Here is a 2,602-nt window from a genome sequence, read left to right as displayed (position 1 = left end):
GGTGGAGGAGCTGCAGCCGGAGCGGGACTTGAGCCGCAGCCCGCTGTTCCAGGTGATGTTGGTGCTGCAGAACGCGCCGGGCGGTGCGGTGAGCCTGCCGGGGCTGAAGCTGGAGGCGGCCGAGTCGTCCGGGAAGACGTCGAAGTTCGATTTGACGCTCGGGTTGAGTGAGACGGATGAGGGCCTTTCTGGCGGCCTCGAGTTCAACAGCGACCTGTTCGAAGCCGAGACGATGGAGCGGCTGCTGGAGCATCTTCGGGTGCTGTTGGAGGCAGCCGTCGCTCGGCCTGAGACGCGGCTGAGCGAGCTGTCGCTGATGAGCAGTGAGCAGCAGCAGCGGCTGCTGAAGGAGTGGAGCGGGACGGCTGCGCATTACCCACGGGAGATGTCGCTGGCGCAGTTGTTTGAAGCACAGGCGCAGCGGACGCCAGACGCGGTGGCGGTGGAGTACGAGGACCAGCAACTGACGTACGTGGAGTTGAACCGGCGCGCGAACCAGTTGGCACACCATCTGAAGGGCATGGGCGTGGGGCCAGAGGTGCGGGTGGGCTTGTGCGTGGAGCGCTCACTGGAGCTGGTGGTGAGCGTGCTGGGCATCCTGAAGGCGGGAGGCGTGTACGTCCCGCTGGATGCCAGCTACCCGCTGGAGCGGCTGGCGTGGATGAAGCAAGAGGCGGGCGTCACGCTGCTGGTGGGGCAGCAGCACTTGCTTGAGTCCATGGGGCGATCCGGCACCGAGTCCAGGGTGTGTGTGGACACGGAGTGGGAGACGCAGATTGCCCACCAACCCGTGAGCACTTCGAGCGCCAATGTGAGCGGGGGCAACCTGGCGTACGTGTTGTTCACGTCGGGAAGCACGGGGAAGCCGAAGGGCGTGGGCGTGCCGCACCGAGCGGTGTCGCGCCTGGTGATGGGAACGGACTTCGCACACTTCGGGCCGGAGGAGGTGTGGCTGCAGTTGGCGCCCATCTCCTTCGACGCATCGACGTTGGAGGTGTGGGGCGCGCTGCTGCACGGCGCGAAGCTGGTGGTGTACCCGGCGGGGACGCCGTCGCTAGAGGAGTTGGGGCGGAAGCTGGAGTCTTCGGGGGTGACTTCGCTGTGGCTGACGGCGGCGCTCTTCGAGCAGATGCAGGCGCGGCAGCCGAAGGCCCTGGCCAGTGTCCGTCAGTTGCTGGCGGGTGGCGACGCCTTGCCGGTGTCGCGCGTGAAGGAGCGGCTGGCAGCGGGCGGCGTGCTCATCAACGGGTACGGCCCGACGGAGAACACGACGTTCTCCAGCACGTACCGGATGGAGAAGCCCGAGGAAGTCGGGGCGTCGGTATCCATCGGCCGGCCGGTGAAGAACACGGTGGCCTACGTGCTGAACGGTGCAATGCGTCCAGTGCCGGTGGGCGTGCCGGGTGAGCTGTACGTGGGCGGAGACGGACTGGCAGTGGGGTACGTGGGACGTCCGGAGCTGACGGCGGAGCGCTTCGTACCGAGCCCATACGGTGAGGGAGCGCGGCTGTACCGCACGGGCGACGTGGTGCGGTGGCTGGGGAACGGGACGTTGGAGTTCCTGGGCCGCGCGGACACGCAGGTGAAGGTGCGTGGTTACCGCATCGAGCTGGGCGAAGTGGAAGCGGCGCTGGCCCAGCACAGTGGCGTCAACGAAGCAGTGGTGGTGGCCCGCGATGACGGGAGTGAAGGCAAGCGACTGGTGGCCTACGTGACGGCCCGGGACGCTGCCTCGCTGGACGCGGGTGCGCTGAGAAGCCACATGAAGCAGCGGCTGCCGGAGTACATGGTGCCGTCGGCGTACGTGGTGCTGGAGTCGCTGCCGCTGACGCCCAACGGGAAGGTGGACCGCAAGGCACTGCCCGCCCCGGAGACACACAGCCAGAAGCCAGCGCACTTCGAGGCGCCACGGACACCGACAGAGGAGAAGCTGGCGTCCCTCTTCAGCGAGGTGCTCAATGTCGAGCGCGTCAGTGTCGAAGAAGACTTCTTCGAGCTGGGCGGCCACTCGTTGCTGGCAACACAGTTGGTCTCTCGCGTGCGCGAGGCCTTCCGGGTCGAACTGCCACTTCGGACAGTCTTCGAGTCCCGGTCTGTTGAGACGCTGGCGAGGCGGCTGGACGGTGCCTCGGGAGCCCCTGTTGCGCTGAGCGGTCCTCTGCTGGTTCGCGCTTCACGCGACGGCGCGCTTCCTTTGTCGTTCGGGCAGCAACGGTTGTGGTTCCTCCACCAGCTTGAACCCGACAGCGCCTTCTACAACGTGCCCGTGGCGGTGAAGCTCTCGGGGGCCCTTGATGTTGCCGCGCTGGAACGGAGCTTCCAAGCGCTGGTTCTCCGCCATGAGTCGCTGCGCACGACCTTCCGTTCCGAGGCAGGCGTCCCCACCCAGGTCATCTCTCCTGCGGGAATGGGCGCGCTGGAGCTCGTGGACCTGAGTTCACTCCAGGGCACGGAGAAGTCCCAGGAGGTCCAGCGTCGAACGGAGCTCGAGACACTTCGTCCGTTCAACCTGGAGGTGGGCCCGCTGCTGAGGGCGACGCTGCTGAAGGAGGGGGATGAGGAGCACGTGCTGGTGCTGGTGATGCACCACATCGTGTCGGAC

The 2,602-nt window shown here is 66.8% G+C and carries 1 protein-coding gene and 1 pseudogene; both read left to right on the top strand.

Going from position 1 to position 2,602, the window contains the following annotated elements:
• Position 1: 1 nt before the first annotated feature.
• Positions 2-334: pseudogene (locus G4D87_RS40085) on the top strand (condensation domain-containing protein); the annotation flags it as partial.
• Positions 317-2,602, top strand: a 2,286-nt coding sequence (locus tag G4D87_RS36525; RefSeq protein WP_338045026.1) for a non-ribosomal peptide synthetase, incomplete at its 3' end; no start/stop codon positions are given. The pseudogene G4D87_RS40085 and the gene G4D87_RS36525, both read left to right, overlap by 18 nt.

Source organism: Myxococcus vastator, assembly GCF_010894475.1.
Lineage (GTDB): Bacteria > Myxococcota > Myxococcia > Myxococcales > Myxococcaceae > Myxococcus > Myxococcus vastator.
This window is presented reverse-complemented; position numbering and strand designations above follow the sequence as displayed.